We start from the raw sequence: 12,941 nt of genomic DNA on the forward strand, positions 1-12,941 counted from the left end.
CAGCGTGCTCGGGTGGGCCGGGCACCGGGTGGGGTGGGAGTGCGATTCGGGTGGGTGCGACCAGGCTGCTTGCGGTTCTGCTGTTCGTCGGCACGACGGCGTTGGGCATCGTGCTGTATTTCGTCGAGGACACGTCATTGGCGGATCTGCTCTCGCTCGGGGCGGGGGCGGTGTGTCTGTTCTGGCTGATCCTGGTGCTGACCGCGCCGTGGAACCTGTACTTCCGGGCCCAGCGGGTGATCACGGAGATCGCGATCAGCCGGGAGCGGGGCCTGGCGGTTCCCGAGGGGCATGACGTCGAGGCCCGGCGGATGGCCCGCCGACTGCTCTACGGCGCGATCGGCGCACACGTGCTCTCCGCCGCGGTGATCGCGCTGATCACCTGGATCTCCGGTGGCGTGGTGGGCTACTGGTTCGCCGGGTTCTACCTGCTCAGCACCCTGTTCCGACCCGGTCAGGCGTATGCGGAGCACCTGTCCCAGCGGCTGCGCACCATGCTGCGCGAGGTGACCCACCCCCGCGACGACGTGCTCGCGGTCAGCCAGGACGTCACGGCGCTCAAGGCCAAGGTCGAGGGCCTGGAGACCCGCACCAAGGAGTTGCTGGAGAGCATCGAGCAACTCAAGGAGACGACGGTCTTCGGGGCGGCCGACACGACGAGGCGCTTCCAGGAGGCGGACCGCAAGGTGGACGCCCTCGGCCGCCGCTTCGAGGACACCATCAGCCAGTTGACGGACAACCAGGAAGTCATCTCCGGCATCAAGGCGTTCCTGCGGCTTTTGCGCACCGAGCAGAGCTGACCGGGCCGTTCGGCCTACTCGCGTCCGGTAGGCACGAGCGACCGGCCGCAGTGCGGCGGAGACGATCGGGGCGCCGGCGAAGGGGCGATCGGCGCACACGTGGGCCCCGCCGAAGTGTTCGGCGGGGCCCACGTGGTGAGGGGGGATCAGACGGCGAGCTTGGTGCCCACCGCGATCACGTTCGGGTTGTCGCCGATGACGCCGGCGTTGGCCGTGTGCAGGGCCTTGTAGCCGCCCTTGACACCGAACTTGGCCGCGATCGCGGACAGCGTGTCACCGGACTTGACGGTGTAGGTCCCGGAGCCCGACGCCCGCTCGGTCGCGGCCGACTTCGGCGCGTCCTGCTTGGCGACGTCCTGCTTGGGCTGCACGTTGAGCTTCGGCGCGTTGCCGGTCGCGGGCTTGGCCTCGGACTTGGGCTCGGCCTTCGGCTCGACCGAGGACTTGGTCTTGCCGGTGGTCGAGGACTCGGCCGTGGCGTTGGCGTCGCCGCCCTTGCCCAGGCCGGCCTTGACGGAGCAGACCGGCCAGGCGCCGGGGCCCTGGCTCGCCAGGACCCGCTCGGCGACGGCGATCTGCTGCGCCTTGGAGGCCTGCGCGGCGCTGGCCGCGTACTGGCTGCCGCCGAACGCGTTCCAGGTGCTCGGGGTGAACTGCAGACCGCCGGAGAAGCCGTTGCCCGTGTTGATGCTCCAGTTGCCGGTGCTCTCGCACTGGGCGACCGCGTCCCAGGTGGACGAAGTCGCGGCGTTCGCGCTGCCCGCCATGCCCACGAGGGGAAGGACGAGACCCGCACCTGCGGCGACGGCGATGCCGGCGCGACGGCCACGAGAGAGCGAACGAACCGGAGCGGTGATGGCACGGAAGGTCATTGATTACCTCGTCGGGCGCCTACGAAGTTAGCTGTCGGGTTCGGACGATTGGCCCGGCCTCGCCTGTCACAGGCATGGCTTCACCCCAGGCATCGGCAGTGCCGATGTCGGCTCACTTGGTTCCCCCGCTCCTGCCGCCAGTCGATATCGACTGCTTCCCTCGGGCGGCGGCAGGATTCGGCGTACCGCCCGGGGAGTCCGCTTGTGCGAACAACCACGAAGCTACGCACCGGTTCGCCGGGTTGGCAAACATTTCGGGCGGTTTGTGACGTCCCCCATAAGGGGGAATAACACCTATTTGCCCGATTTGTCGCCGTCCTTGCAGGTCACGGCGCCGGCGTACACGGTGCGCGGCCACGCGGTCACGCGTGCGTCAGCGACGGGCTATTCCGTCGCGGGCAGCTCTACCGGAACCACTACCCGCTCCTCGTCCCAGAGGAACGTCGCGCCACCGGTCGCGAAATTGGGCACATCGGCCACCGTGGCCCGCCCCTCGGGCGAATCCAGCACCGCCTCGAGTTCCGCGCGCGAAGGCGCGTACAGCGCGACCACCAGGTAATAGGGCGGCTTCGCGCCGGACGGATCCGGTTCGCACTTGCCGATGGTCCAGCCGGTCAGCCCCGGCATGGTGCGGGCCAGCGGGACGTGCTTGTCCCAGTAATAGGAGTCGAACGCCGCGGGGTCGTCGGGGTGGCCGTAGAGCACGGTCAACTTGTACATGCCGGGTCCTCACGCTCGTGGTGGTCGGACGGACGGACGTGCGCTTGCGCCACGCGGCTGCTGCCGGGCGCGGTCGTTACGGATGTGCCGGGGTGTCGCCCGTCGTGGCGGCGTCCCCACTCGGGGTGATGCTCTTGAACGCCCGTGCCTGCTCGGTGATGGCCACCTCGGTCGGCAGACGCTCCATGCTGGAGGCGCCGAAGAAGCCGACCACGCCGGTGGTGTGGGCCAGGACGTACGCCGCGTCCTCGGGTTCGGCGATCGGCCCGCCGTGGCACAGCACCAGCACGTCGGGATCGACCTCCGCCGCCGCGTCGCGCATCTCCTGCACCCGCTCCACCGCCTGGTCGAGGGTGACCGCGGTGGTCGCGCCGATGCTGCCCTTGGTGGTCAGGCCCAGGTGCGGGACCAGCACATCGGCGCCGGCCGCCGCCATCGCACGGGCCTGCTCGGGGTCGAAGACGTACGGCGCCGTGAGCAGACCGCGCTCCGCCGCCAGCCGGATCATCTCCACCTCCAGGTCGTAGCCCATCCCGGTCTCCTCCAGGTTCTGCCGGAAGACGCCGTCGAACAGGCCGACCGTCGGGAAGTTCTGCACTCCCGCGAAGCCCATGGCCGCGAGTTGGTCCAGGAAGTGCGGCATGATCCGGAACGGATCGGTGCCGCACACCCCCGCGAGGACCGGGGTACTGCGCACCACCGGCAGCACTTCGCCCGCCATCTCCACCACGATCGCGTTGGCGTCGCCGTACGGCAGCAGTCCCGCCAACGAACCCCGGCCGGCCATGCGATAGCGGCCCGAGTTGTAGATGATGATCAGGTCCACACCCCCGGCCTCGGCGCACTTGGCGGACAATCCGGTGCCCGCGCCCGCGCCGATCACGACGCCGCCCTGCTCGACCGTCGTGCGCAGTCGGCCCCGCGCCTCGCGTCCGTTCATCTCAGTCCACGTGTCCCTTCGTGATCAACTCGTGCAATCGATCCGCCGCCGCCTTGGCGAACGCCGGATCGTTGATGTCCGTCGCGACCTCGCGCACCTCGACGGCGGTCCCGTCGAGGCCGGCGCGCAACGCGTCGAACAACGCCGTATCGGCGTCGGAATCGTAGAAGGGTCCGCCCTCGACGTCGATCGCCGAGACTCCGCGCAGCGGCAGGTACAGCGCGGTGGGCCCGGTCGCGTCGAGCAGTTTGGCCGCGATCCGCCGTCCCAGTTCGGCGTTTTCGGCCGGTGTGGTGCGCATCAGCGTCACGGTCGGGTTGTGCACGTACAACAGCCGGTCCTCGAAACGCGGCGGAACGGTGTCGCGGGGGCCGAAGTTCACCATGTCCAGCGCGCCCACGCTGACCACCTGCGGCAATCCCATCCGCCCGGCCGCGGTCAGCCGTTGCGGCCCCGCGCTGAGCACCCCGCCGACCAGGTCGTCGGCCAACTCGGTGGTGGTCAGATCGAGGACCCCGGCCAGGAAGCCGCCCTCTGCCAGGTTCTCCATCGACCGGCCGCCGGCCCCGGTGGCGTGGAACACCAGTACCTCGTAGCCCAGTTCGTTGAGCCGCTCGCGCGCCGCGTCCACCGCCGGCGTGGTCACTCCGAACTGGGTCGCGGCCACCAGCGGTCGGCCCTCGCCGGTCACCCCGGCGACCGCCGCGCGATCCTCGGCGTAGCCGCCGGCCATGCCCGCGATCGCGTCCGCCGCGTTGCCCAGGATGCGTTCGGAGAGCCGGTTGATCCCGGCGATGTCCACGACGCTGTACATCATCGTCACGTCCACCGCGCCGACGTACGGCGACACGTCGCCCGCCGCCATCGTGGACACCAGCAGCTTGGGCACGCCCACCGGCAGCGCGCGCATCGCGTGGGACGCGATCGCCGAGCCGCCCGAGCCGCCCATCGCGAGCACCCCGTCCACCCGTCCCTGCTCGAAGAGTTCGCGCAGGATCGAGGCCGCGCCCTCGGCCATCGCGGTGGTCGCCGCGCCCCGGTCGGCGCGAGTGCGCAGGTCCTCCAGATCGGTGCCGGCCGCGGCCGCGACCTCGCCCGCCTGGACATCGGCCTGGGCCAGCGAGTCGCCCAGGACGCCGACGTTCATCAGCAGGACCTCGGCGCCTCTGGCCCGCAGCCGGTAGGCCAGCCACGCGTATTCGGACCCCTTGGTGTCCAGCGTTCCGATCAGTACGACGGTGGGCATCGGTGCCTCCGGTGGTGTCGGTACGGCTTGCCGGGTTGACGCTTCGGCGGCGAACGGCCGCGCACAGTAACCCAACCGGATGATCATGGCAATGCAAAGCACCGTGCGATAGGACGGGTGGCGAGTCGCGGATTTCGTGCACGTGAAAGGGGTGTCGATGGCGGAGGAACCGGACGCACGGGTCGCAATCGTCGCGGGAGCCGGAGCGGGCATCGGGCGCGCGTCGGCATTGGCGCTGGCCCGCGACGGCGCGGACCTCGTGCTGGCCGCCCGCCGCCCCGAACCGCTGCGCGAACTCGCGGACGAGATCCGGGAGCTGACGGGCCGTCGAGTGCTCGCGGTGCCGACCGACCTGGCCGACCAGGGCGCCTGCCGCGCGCTGGTGGACACCGCGGCGCGGGAGTCGGGCCGCGTGGACGTGGTGGTGAACGTGGCGACGTACAACCCGTCGGGACGCCTGGAGGAGTTGGACCCGGACGAGTTCCGGCGCGCGTTCGAGATCAACGTGCTGGGCGTACTGGCCGTCTCCCGGGCCGCGTTGCCGCATCTGCGCGCGGTGGGCGGCGGCTCGATCGTGCAGATCAGCTCCGAGGCGCCGCGCGCGAAACTGGTCGGCCTGGGCGCGTACGCGGCGACCAAGGCCGCGATGGAGGTGGCCTCCGGGGTGTTGGCCAAGGAGGTCGGGCCGGACGGCATCCGGGTCAACGTGGTCGTCGCGGGCTACACCGAGAACGCCAAACTCGCCGGGTACATCGCCGACATCGCCGCGCGCCGGGAGGTGCCCGAGAGCGAGGTGCGGGCCGAGCTGACCCGGTCCTCGGCGCTGCGCCGGATCACCCGGCCCGAGGACATCGCCGACGCCGTCGCCTTCCTGGCCTCCGACCGGGCCCGGGCGATCACCGGCACGGTCGTCCCGGTCACGTCGGGGGCCTCCATCGGCTGATTCAGCGCAGCCGCAGCGCCAGGAAGAAGTCCACCTTGTCCTCCAGCCGGGCCAACTGACGCCCGGTCAGCTCCTCGATTCGGCCGATCCGATAGCGCAGCGTGTTCACGTGTACGTGCAACCGCGCGGCGCACCTGGTCCACGACCCGTCGCAGTCCAGGAACACCTCCAACGTGCCGATCAGGTCCGCCTGATGGCTCGCGTCGTACGCGCGCAGCGGTTCCAGCAACCGGCCCCGGAAGGCCCGGCGCACGTCCTCGGGCACCGCGGCCAACAGCGCCACGTGCGAGGCGAGTTCGGCGTGCCCGACCACCTCGATCCGGCCCGTCCTGGTCCCGGCGATCCGGCCCGCGTGCCAGGCCTCCTCCAGGGCGCCGCGCAGCGCGTCGGCGCGGGCCACCCGGGCGCTCACCCCGATGTGCGCCCGCAGGTCGTCCGTCGCGGGCCCGTCCAACGCGGCCAGCCGCTCGCGCAGCAGGCCCGTGGTGGGATCCGGCTCCGCGCCGTCCCGGTCGTCCCCGCCCTCGCACGAGATCAGCGCCACGGCGCCGGTGCCGGCCGCCGACACCAGGGCCGGCGTCGGTCGATCCGCCAACGCCTCCTCCAGCAGCACCCGGGCCAGTCGGGGTGCGTCGCGCACGGGCACGTCGGGCAGCGTGAGGGTGACGAACTGCCGGTGCCACGTGTCGCCCTCGTCCGGCTCGGCCACCCGCAGGCGGGTCGCCACCTCCAACGAATCGGCGCCGGTCGCCAGCAGGTTCAGCACGTCGTCGGCCAGGCGCCGGGTGTGCCGGCGTCCGTCCTCGACCCGCTCCCGGCCCACCGAGACCAGCCGGACCAGTTCGCCCAGCAGCGCCTGATGCCGGTCGGGCCAGTCGCTCACGTCGTCCTCGACCGCCAGAAACCAGTCGCCCCACACGTCCGGGTCGGCCGCGCCGCCCGCCTCGGGCACCGGCAACAGCGAGAACGAGCGCCCGTCGACCCGATGCCGGAACGGCACCCGGGCCCGGCGCTCGCGGGCGGCGAAGTGCGCGCGGGCCAGCTTGATCCGCAACCCCGGCGCCAGATCCGGCCCGCCGGCGGCGGCCTGCCGCCCGGTCAGCGAGAGCACCCAGCAGTGGATGTCGATGTCGGCCGCGACCAGCCCGAGCACCCCGTCCAGCCCGGCCCCGCCGGCCGCCGCCTGGACCAGACGTCGATGCCGGTCGACCACCGCGGTCAGGTCGTCGGCCCGCTCGGCGGAGATCCGCCGGACCACGAACTCGGTCAGGTGGGCGAAGGACAACTCCTCCGCGACCGCGAACAGCGGCAGGTGGTGCCGCTCGCAGGCGTCCACCAGATCGGCCGGGATGGCGCCGATCTCGGCCTCCCCCGCGGCCAGCGCGGTGGCGCCGCCCCGGGTCAGCACCCGGACGAAGCGGTCCGAGTCGGCCGGACCCGAGCGCCAACCCATCCCGGTCAGCACCAGGGCCCCGGCGGTCAGGTAGCGGCTGGGGTCGTGCAGGTCGGTGGTCATCACCGCGCGCACCGTACGATCCAGCTCCCCCTCGCCCACCAGCAGACGGATGCCGGCTATGCCGACGCCGCTCGTGCCATCGCCGAGAAGCGCGCGCAACCGCATCGACGGCCCCCTCTCGATCGAGCCGACCACGGCGTCGGCCGCGCGGCGGATCCGTCATACCGGTTCGACGACCGGACGAGCACTTGGAGAAAAGTACGGGAACACCGCCCGTGTGACACGCCTGGGTCATGTCTTTGGTGGGTACTCGCAGTGACCTCCGTCTCGGTGTACTGGTGCGCACCCTCCCATCCACAAAAACGACCGGTCACGAAACGACCGGTCACCACACCCGGAGCGACGCGCCCCCCGCGACGGGTACAAGGACGGTAGGGCCATACGCAAGGCAGAAGGAGACACCCGACATGGAATTCCTGCGGCCCGCGACGTGGGAGGAGGCGCTCGCCGTCAAGGCGCAGCACCCGTCCGCGGTCCCGATCGCCGGTGGCACCGACGTGATGGTCGAGCTGAACTTCGACCGGCGTCGCCCCGACGCCCTGGTGGATCTCAACCGGATCCGCGAGTTGCACGAATGGCGGATCGAGGACGACGACACGGTGCGTCTGGGCGCCTGCGTACCGTACGCGCGGATCATCGAGTCGCTGCACGACCGGCTGCCGGGGTTGTCCCTCGGCGCACGCACCGTCGGCTCGCCGCAGATCCGCAACCGGGGTTCGGTCGGCGGCAACCTCGGCGGCGCCTCGCCGGCGGGCGACGCGCACCCGCCGCTGCTCGCCTCGGGCGCCGCGGTGGAGGCGGCGTCGGTGCGCGGCACCCGGCTGATCCCGATCGACGACTTCTATCTCGGGGTCAAGCGCAACGCGCTGGAGCCGGACGAGCTGATCCGGGCGATCCACATCCCCTCGGCGACCGGGCCGCAGCAGTTCGCCAAGATCGGCACCCGCAACGCGATGGTGATCGCGGTCTGCTCGTTCGCGGTCGCGCTGCACCCGCGCACCCGGGACGTGCGCACCGGGATCGGCTCAGCCGCGCCCACCCCGCGCCGGGCTCACGAGGCGGAGGAGTTCATCCGGGCCGAACTCGACGAGAGCGGCCTGTGGACCTCCGGCGGCGAGCTGCCGCAGGCCACCGCGCGGCGCTTCGGCGAACTGGTGGCGGCGGCCGCCGCGCCGATCGACGACGTGCGCGGGTCGGCCGCGTACCGGCGCCACGCGCTGGCCGTACTGGCGCGCCGCACCCTGCTCTGGACCTGGAACGACCACCGCGCCACCGGGAGGGCCGCCGCATGAGGGTCACATTCACCGTGAACGGCCGCCCGACCGAGGCGGACGACGTGTGGGAGGGCGAGAGCCTGCTGTACGTCCTGCGCGAGCGGGTCGGGCTGCCCGGGTCCAAGAACGCGTGCGAGCAGGGCGAGTGCGGCTCGTGCACGGTCTATCTCGACGGTGCCCCGGTGTGCGCGTGTCTGGTCGCCGCCGGACAGGTGCAGGATCGTGAGGTCGGCACGGTCGAGGGGCTGGCCGACGGGGACACGCTGGATCCGGTCCAGCAGGCGTTCGTGGACGCGGGCGCGGTGCAGTGCGGGTTCTGTACGCCGGGGCTGCTGGTCCAGACGCACGACCTGCTGAACCGGGCGCACCACCCCTCCGACGCGGAGATCCGCGAGGCGCTGTCCGGCAACCTGTGTCGCTGTACGGGCTACGAGAAGATCATGGACGCGGTCCGGTTGGCGGCGGCACGCAAGGCCGAAGCGCGCGGCACGGCCCCGGCCGGTTCGGAGGGCTGACGCCATGGCCGGTCCCACCATGCCGAAGAACCTGCTCGACGTCGCCGCGCCCGGTCGGGACGGCATCGGCGCGTCGCCGCTGCGGCCCGACGGGATCCTCAAGGTCAAGGGCGACTTCGCCTACGCCTCGGACCTGTGGCACGAGGACATGTTGTGGGGCACGACGCTGCGCAGCCCGCATGCCCGGGCCCGGATCCGGTCCGTGGACGTGTCCGCGGCGCTGGCCGTGCCGGGGGTGTACGCGGTGCTCACCCACGAGGACATCCCCGGCAGCAGGTTCTACGGCCTGGAGATCGCGGATCAGCCGGTGCTGGCCATCGACGAGGTGCGCTTCCACGGCGAGCCGATCGCGATCGTGGCCGCCGACCACCCCGAGACCGCGCGGCGCGCGGCGGCCCGGATCGCGGTGGACTACGACGTGTTGCCGGCGATCGGACCGGCCGAGGCGCTGGACCCGGAGCGCTACGGCTACGTGCACGCGCCGGCCGACTACAAGGCGCACGCCTGCGGCAACATCGTGCACAGCCAGCACATCCACCACGGCGACGGGGACTCGGCGCGGGTGCGCGCACGGGCCGATGTGATCGTGCGCGGCGAGTACGAGGTCGGCATGCAGGACCAGGCGTTCCTGGGCCCGGAGTCGGGGCTCGCGGTGCCCGCCGAGGACGGCGGGATCGATCTGTACATCGCCACCCAGTGGCTGCACGTGGACCGGCAGCAGTTGTGCCCGGTGCTCGGTCTGCCGCCGGAGAAGGTGCGACTGTCCCTGGCCGGCGTCGGCGGCGCGTTCGGCGGGCGCGAGGACCTGTCGATGCAGGTGCACGCGTGTCTGCTCGCGCAGTACACCGGCAAGCCGGTGAAGATCGTCTACAACCGCGAGGAGTCGTTCTTCGGCCACGTGCACCGCCATCCCGCGACGATGGTCTTCGAGCACGGCGCCACCCGGGACGGCCGGTTGGTGTTCGTCCGGGCGGAGATCGTGCTGGACGGCGGCGCGTACGCCTCCTCCTCCCCCGCCGTGGTCGGCAACGCGGCCTCGCTGGGGATCGGGCCGTACGTGATCCCGAACGCCTCGATCGACGCGACCGCGGTGTACACGAACAACCCGCCGTGCGGCGCGATGCGCGGCTTCGGCGCGGTTCAGATGTGCTTCGGCTACGAGAGCCAGATGGACCGGCTGGCCGCGGAACTGGGCCTGGATCCGGTGGAGTTGCGGCGGCTGAACGCGATGGAGCAGGGCTCGGTGCTGCCCACCGGGCAGGTCGTGGACGCGCCCGCGCCGGTGGCCGAACTGCTGCGCCGGGTCAAGGCGATGCCGCTGCCGGCGGCGGAGCACCGGCACACCGCCGACGGTGTGGACGTGCGCGAGCTGCCGGGCGGGGTGTCCAACAGCACGCACGGCGAGGGCGTCGTACGTGGGATCGGCTACGGGGTCGGGATCAAGAACGTCGGCTTCTCCGAGGGCTTCGACGACTACTCCACCGCGCGGGTCCGCCTGGAGGTGTTGGGCGGCGCGCCGGTCGCGCTGGTGCACACCGCGATGGCCGAGGTGGGCCAGGGCGGCGTCACGGTGCACGCACAGATCGTGCGCACCGAGTTGGGCGTGGACCTGGTGACCATCGCGCCGGCCGATACGCGGGTGGGCTCCGCCGGGTCGACCTCCGCGTCGCGGCAGACGTACATGACGGGCGGTGCGGTCAAGTCGGCCGCCGAGGCGGTGCGCGGCACGGTGTTCGAGCGCGGCCGGCTCCGCCACGGCTGGACGCCCGATCTCGTGGCGGGCCTGCGCCTGGTCGGCGGCAAGGTGGTCGACCGCGCCGACGCGGTGGTCGCCGACCTCGTCGACCTGCTCGGCGACGAACCCGTGGACGAGACCGTCGAGTTCCGGCACCGCCCCACCCAGGCGTTCGACCGGACCACCGGACAGGGCGTCGGGCACGTCCAGTACACCTTCTGCGCACACCGCGCGGTGGTGGACGTGGACGTGGAGCTGGGCCTGGTCAAGGTGGTCGAACTGGCCGCCGCGCAGGACGTCGGCAAGGCGATGAACCCGCTCGCGGTGCTCGGCCAGATCCACGGCGGCAGCACCCAGGGGCTGGGCCTGGCGGTGATGGAGGAGATCGTGGTCGCCGAGGGACGGGTGCGCAATCCGTCCTTCACGGACTACCTGATCCCCACCATCCTCGACACCCCGCCGATGCCGGTGGACGTCCTCGAACTGGCCGACCCGCACGCCCCGTACGGGCTGCGCGGGGCCGGCGAGGCACCCACTTTGTCCGCGACGCCCGCGATCGTCGCGGCGATTCGCGCGGCGACCGGTCTGGCCCTGAACCGGGTGCCGGTCCGGCCGGAACACCTCACCGGGCTCTGAGACTCCGTCAGTTCCCGTTCTCATCACCGTAGTACGGTCCCGGCGGCGGCGCAGACGCGGCCCTCGGGGCCGGACCGGCTCGACCCCGCACGGCCGATCGCCGTGCCGTCGAGCGGACGCGCCCCCACGCAGGAAGGTCGTCGCACCCGCCTGCCCGGAACAGGCTCCGGGCGGTTTGCGCCGCGGCGACCGGCTCCACCCCAACAACACCTAGGACACTTGGGAGTGGGAAAGTGGCTCAGACATCGGTTCCGACGGAACCCGGCGAGAATCCCCCGAATCCTCCGCGCGGATCCGGGGCGACCGCGGCCGGCGATCCGCCGCCGGCCGGCTCGTCCGGTTCGGGCGCGTTGGACACGTACTTCCGGATCAGCGCACGCGGCAGTTCGGTGGGCCGCGAACTGCGCGGCGGCCTCACCACGTTCATGGCGATGGCGTACATCCTGCTGCTCAATCCGATCCTGCTGGGCGGCAAGGACGTCAAGGGGCACCAGCTCGACCCCGCGCAGATCACCACGATGACCGCGCTGGCCGCGTTCGTCACCACGGTGGCGATGGGCCTGATCGGCAACGTACCGCTGGCGCTGGCCGCGGGCCTGTCGGTGGCCGGCGTGGTGGGCAACCAGGTCGCGGCCGAGATGACCTGGCCGCAGGCAATGGGCCTGTGCGTGATCTACGGCCTGATCATCATGCTGATGGTCGTCTCGGGGCTGCGCGAGCGCATCATGAACGCCATCCCGATGGCGCTCAAGCACGCGATCACCATCGGGATCGGGCTGTTCATCGCGATGATCGGGCTGAACAAGGCGGGCGTGGTGACCGAGAACGCCGCCCCGGGCGGACCGCCGGTGACGCTCGGCCCGGCCGGTGAACTGGCCGGCTGGCCGGTGCTGATCTTCGCGGTCACGGTGCTCACCATCTTCATGCTGATGGCCCGCGGTGTCCGCGGCGCGATCCTGATCGGCCTGGTCTTCGGCACCGTGCTGGCGATGGTGGTCAATGCGATCGTCGACATATCCGACAAGACCTGGGGCGGCGGTGTACCGAACCTGCCGGACAAGGTGGTCGATGCGCCGGACTTCGGGCTGTTCGGCGAGGTGAGCGTGTTCGGCGGCTTCTCCGAGGCCGGCGGCATCACCGCCTCCGTCCTGGTGTTCACCCTCGTCTTCGCGGGCTTCTTCGACGCGATGGCGACCATCATCGGCATCGGCAACGAGGCCGGGCTCGTGGACGACAAGGGCCGGATGCCCGGACTGTCCAAGGCCCTGGCCATCGACGGTGCGGGGGGCATCGTCGGTGGGGTGACCGGTTCGTCGGGTCAGACCGTCTTCATCGAATCGGCGACCGGCGTCGGCGACGGCGCCCGCACCGGGCTGTCCAGTGTGGTGACCGGCACGATCTTCGGCCTGATGTTGTTCTTCACCCCGCTCGCCGGCGTGGTCCCCGACCAGGTCGCCGCCGCCGCGCTCGTGGTGATCGGCTCGATGATGATCACCCAGGTCAAGCACATCGACTGGGACGACAAGGCCGCGGCGATCCCCGCGTTCCTGACCATCGTGCTGATGCCGTTCACGTACTCGATCACCGCGGGCGTCGCCGCCGGCGTGATCGTCTACACGCTGATCAAGGCCGCCCAGGGCAGGTTCCGCGACATCGGCCCGCTGATGTGGATCCTCACCCTGGCATTCCTCGTGTTCTTCGCCCTGCATCCGATCAAGGAGTGGTTGGGCGTCAGCTGACGCCC

Annotated in this window: 11 protein-coding genes and 1 riboswitch; of the genes, 6 read left to right on the forward strand and 5 right to left on the reverse strand. The window is 71.5% G+C overall.

From position 1 onward, the window contains the following. Positions 1-50: 50 nt before the first annotated feature. Entirely contained in the window at positions 51-800 is a 750-nt protein-coding gene (locus ACMXN5_RS05755) for a hypothetical protein (RefSeq protein WP_439674315.1), read from the forward strand. A 146-nt stretch (positions 801-946) separates the two neighbouring features. Here the strand turns inward: ACMXN5_RS05755 and ACMXN5_RS05760 are convergent, their stop codons facing one another. The 4 genes from ACMXN5_RS05760 to ACMXN5_RS05775 form a co-directional block, all read right to left on the reverse strand. Further along, a complete protein-coding gene (locus ACMXN5_RS05760; RefSeq protein ID WP_439674316.1) occupies positions 947-1,567 on the reverse strand; it encodes a transglycosylase family protein in 621 nt (206 codons plus the stop codon). Between the two features lie 105 nt (positions 1,568-1,672). Next, positions 1,673-1,835, reverse strand: a riboswitch (cyclic di-AMP (ydaO/yuaA leader). A gap of 221 nt (positions 1,836-2,056) precedes the next feature. After that, entirely contained in the window at positions 2,057-2,392 is a 336-nt protein-coding gene (locus ACMXN5_RS05765) for an EthD family reductase (RefSeq protein ID WP_439674317.1), read from the reverse strand. A 76-nt stretch (positions 2,393-2,468) separates the two neighbouring features. Beyond that, positions 2,469-3,332: a phosphoenolpyruvate hydrolase family protein gene (locus tag ACMXN5_RS05770; protein ID WP_395786156.1), complete on the reverse strand. Its 864-nt coding sequence runs from the start codon at positions 3,330-3,332 to the stop codon at positions 2,469-2,471. 1 nt (position 3,333) lies between these two features. Next, a complete protein-coding gene (locus ACMXN5_RS05775; protein ID WP_439674318.1) occupies positions 3,334-4,578 on the reverse strand; it encodes a Tm-1-like ATP-binding domain-containing protein in 1,245 nt (414 codons plus the stop codon). Between the two features lie 157 nt (positions 4,579-4,735). On the opposite strand from ACMXN5_RS05775, the gene ACMXN5_RS05780 reads away from it, so the two are divergent. After that, on the forward strand, positions 4,736-5,521 hold the full coding sequence (locus tag ACMXN5_RS05780; RefSeq protein ID WP_439674319.1) for an SDR family NAD(P)-dependent oxidoreductase: 786 nt from the start codon (positions 4,736-4,738) through the stop codon (positions 5,519-5,521). 1 nt (position 5,522) lies between these two features. Here the strand turns inward: ACMXN5_RS05780 and ACMXN5_RS05785 are convergent, their stop codons facing one another. Further along, positions 5,523-7,142, reverse strand: a complete 1,620-nt coding sequence (locus tag ACMXN5_RS05785) for a PucR family transcriptional regulator (RefSeq protein WP_439674320.1) — start codon at positions 7,140-7,142, stop codon at positions 5,523-5,525. Positions 7,143-7,444: 302 nt separating this feature from the next. On the opposite strand from ACMXN5_RS05785, the gene ACMXN5_RS05790 reads away from it, so the two are divergent. From ACMXN5_RS05790 to ACMXN5_RS05805, 4 genes are all read left to right on the forward strand, one after another. Then, the gene (locus ACMXN5_RS05790; RefSeq protein WP_439674321.1) at positions 7,445-8,329 is read left to right on the forward strand and encodes an FAD binding domain-containing protein; all 885 of its coding nucleotides are present in this window, start codon (positions 7,445-7,447) and stop codon (positions 8,327-8,329) included. After that, positions 8,326-8,826 (forward strand): (2Fe-2S)-binding protein, encoded by a 501-nt coding sequence (locus ACMXN5_RS05795; RefSeq protein WP_439674322.1) that lies wholly within the window; start codon positions 8,326-8,328, stop codon positions 8,824-8,826. The genes ACMXN5_RS05790 and ACMXN5_RS05795 overlap by 4 nt, the downstream gene beginning before the upstream one ends. A gap of 4 nt (positions 8,827-8,830) precedes the next feature. Next, positions 8,831-11,197: a xanthine dehydrogenase subunit D gene (gene pucD / locus ACMXN5_RS05800; RefSeq protein WP_439674323.1), complete on the forward strand. Its 2,367-nt coding sequence runs from the start codon at positions 8,831-8,833 to the stop codon at positions 11,195-11,197. Between the two features lie 233 nt (positions 11,198-11,430). After that, positions 11,431-12,936, forward strand: coding sequence for an NCS2 family permease (locus ACMXN5_RS05805; RefSeq protein WP_439674324.1), 1,506 nt, complete (start codon positions 11,431-11,433; stop codon positions 12,934-12,936). Positions 12,937-12,941 lie beyond the last annotated feature (5 nt).

Origin of the sequence: Embleya australiensis (genome assembly GCF_051903075.1) — a bacterium.
In the GTDB taxonomy this organism is placed as follows: domain Bacteria; phylum Actinomycetota; class Actinomycetes; order Streptomycetales; family Streptomycetaceae; genus Embleya.

Coding starts and splice junctions, on each gene's coding strand:
- ACMXN5_RS05760 (WP_439674316.1), bottom strand. CDS start 1,567: ATGGCGGGCAGCGCGAACGCCGCGACTTCGTCCACCTGGGACGCGGTC.
- ACMXN5_RS05765 (WP_439674317.1), bottom strand. CDS start 2,392: ATGTACAAGTTGACCGTGCTCTACGGCCACCCCGACGACCCCGCGGCG.
- ACMXN5_RS05770 (WP_395786156.1), bottom strand. CDS start 3,332: ATGAACGGACGCGAGGCGCGGGGCCGACTGCGCACGACGGTCGAGCAG.
- ACMXN5_RS05775 (WP_439674318.1), bottom strand. CDS start 4,578: ATGCCCACCGTCGTACTGATCGGAACGCTGGACACCAAGGGGTCCGAA.
- ACMXN5_RS05780 (WP_439674319.1), top strand. CDS start 4,736: ATGGCGGAGGAACCGGACGCACGGGTCGCAATCGTCGCGGGAGCCGGA.
- ACMXN5_RS05785 (WP_439674320.1), bottom strand. CDS start 7,142: ATGCGGTTGCGCGCGCTTCTCGGCGATGGCACGAGCGGCGTCGGCATA.
- ACMXN5_RS05790 (WP_439674321.1), top strand. CDS start 7,445: ATGGAATTCCTGCGGCCCGCGACGTGGGAGGAGGCGCTCGCCGTCAAG.
- ACMXN5_RS05795 (WP_439674322.1), top strand. CDS start 8,326: ATGAGGGTCACATTCACCGTGAACGGCCGCCCGACCGAGGCGGACGAC.
- pucD (WP_439674323.1), top strand. CDS start 8,831: ATGGCCGGTCCCACCATGCCGAAGAACCTGCTCGACGTCGCCGCGCCC.